The following is a 2,092-nucleotide window of genomic DNA, read 5'->3' as shown; positions in this document are numbered from 1 at the left end:
ATATCGGCTCCATCGAGAACGAGGTGGTCGGCCTGGTGCGCGAACGCATCGGCCCGGTCGCCGCCTTCAAGACGGTGGTGACGATCAAGCGCTTGCCCAAGACGCGTTCGGGCAAGATCCTGCGCGGCACCATGCAGAAGATCGCCGACAAGGAGGAATGGGCCATGCCGGCAACCATCGACGATCCGGTCATCCTCGACGAGATCACTGCGGCGCTGAAGGAGCGCGGAATCGGACTTTGAGCCACTGAAGGGTGGGCCGCGGACGACCTTTTCGATCGGCAAGCAATACTTTTATTGTGCGACGCAGCAATGCACCCTAAAGTCGTTCGCGGGGGGCCATCGACAAAGGTCGCATGGCTCAGCAGAAGATTACATTTGGCGGCGTCGACATCCTGCGCTTTCTCGCCGCCGTCATGGTCATGGTCTACCACTATGGCTTCTGGGTGTGGGCGTATCCTGACGGTGTTTCGGCGCGCGCCACGGGCGGCGTTCCCCCGCAGCCGGCAATAGGCGCCTGGGTCGAATCCGGCTGGGTCGGCGTCCAGATCTTCTTCGTCATCAGCGGCTTCGTCATCGCCTTCAGCGCCGAAAGGTCGACACCCCTGCGGTTTTTCGAAGCCAGGGTGAAACGGCTGGCGCCGGCCGTGTGGATCTGTGCGCCGGTCACTGCGGCGGTGCTTTTGATCGTCGGCCTCAGCTGGCCGACCGATGCCGTCGTCAGGCTCGTCCGCACCGGCCTGTTCGCCCCTTACGCGCCATGGGTGGACAGCGTCTACTGGACGCTCGGCATCGAGATCGCCTTCTATGCCGTCGTCTGGACCTTGCTGCGGCTCGGCCGCTTCCATCTAATGGAAATTGTGGCCCTCGCCATCGGCCTGGTCAGCGCGCTGTTCTGGTGCCTCTACTACCCGCTCGACTGGGCCGACCTTGCCGAAACACGCACGCTCGACCTGCTTCTGGTGCATCACGGCGTGTTCTTCGCCACCGGCGTCATGCTGTGGCTGATGCGCTTCAAGGCGGTGACAGCCGCCCGCCTAGCCTTCTGCGCCCTGTTCCTGGCCGGTGGCGTGCTGCAGATCGCCAGTTCGGTCGACGTTCATATCCTGAAGGTCGGGCGTGATATGCCCTTCGCCCCGCCGATCCTCATCTTCCTCATAGGCATCGCGCTGATGGCGTGGTCGCTGCGGCTCGACCTCTCCTGGAGCGGCTGGCGCCGGATCGGGCTGATGACCTATCCGCTCTACCTGCTGCACGATGTCGTCGGCGCGGCCCTGCTCGGCATCCTGGTCCGCGCCGGTCTGCCGCATCTGTTCTCGATGGCGGTCGTCGGCGCGACGATGATCGCGGCAAGCTGGCTAGTGGCGACCGAGGCCGAACCACGCATCCGGCTGCTGCTCGACCATACCGTTTTCCGTTATCGGCTCAAGGCAGCCTGACGACGGTCCGGCAGACCGGCCCGGCCGCCGACCTAAAGCATGTCGCGCCTGAGCGGATTCAGGCCCACTCCAGGCCTTTGTTCCACGGATCGCTCTCCCAAAACGGAGCTCACTTCCGAGCGACATGCATTGGCGGTGCCGACCCGGCGCAGCTACATTTTCCACGATTGCGGAATTCTTCGTTTCGGGCATGATAACAGGCACTTATGCCTTCGGCATGAGAGCTTGCCTCGAGACGCCCGGCACGTGACCCTGTTCCAGCGAAAACCCCGCATCGCGGCGCGTCCGCGCCTCGATATCGACATGCAGGACGCTGTCGTCTATGCGATCGGCGACGTGCATGGCTGCTACAAGGAACTCCGCGCGCTGGAGCAGAAGATCCTGCTCGATTCGCTGCGCTTCCAGAGCCGCAAGATCATCGTCATGCTTGGCGACTACATCGACCGGGGGTTTCAGTCGGCGCGGGTGCTCGATCATCTCCTGGCGCCGCCGCCGAAAGGATTTCAGCGCATTTGCCTTGCGGGCAACCACGAAGTGGCAATGCTGAACTATCTCGACGGAAATCTGTCCCGCGAACCCTGGCTGGCGACGGGCGGCCTGCAAACCCTGTTTTCCTATGCCATCGCTCCGGCGAGCCTCACCCGCCTCCACGGG

General features: G+C 63.5%; 2 protein-coding genes and 1 pseudogene. All 3 read left to right on the top strand.

The features are described from left to right. Positions 1-242, top strand: a pseudogene (gene prpE / locus EN925_RS33195) (propionyl-CoA synthetase); the annotation flags it as partial. A 113-nt stretch (positions 243-355) separates the two neighbouring features. Continuing rightward, positions 356-1,438: an acyltransferase gene (locus tag EN925_RS33190; RefSeq protein WP_024501824.1), complete on the top strand. Its 1,083-nt coding sequence runs from the start codon at positions 356-358 to the stop codon at positions 1,436-1,438. 246 nt (positions 1,439-1,684) lie between these two features. Further along, on the top strand, positions 1,685-2,092 hold a 408-nt coding region (locus EN925_RS33185), incomplete at its 3' end, for a metallophosphoesterase (RefSeq protein WP_164894564.1).

Source organism: Mesorhizobium sp. M7A.F.Ca.US.006.04.2.1, assembly GCF_004022915.1.
Classification (GTDB): domain Bacteria; phylum Pseudomonadota; class Alphaproteobacteria; order Rhizobiales; family Rhizobiaceae; genus Mesorhizobium; species Mesorhizobium ciceri.
The sequence above is the reverse complement of the archived record's forward strand: the minus strand, read 5'-3'. Positions and strand labels throughout refer to the sequence as shown.

What these genes read in the sequence shown, in the direction of transcription:
- EN925_RS33190 (WP_024501824.1), top strand. Translation starts at nt 356, where the DNA reads ATGGCTCAGCAGAAGATTACATTTGGCGGCGTCGACATCCTGCGCTTT.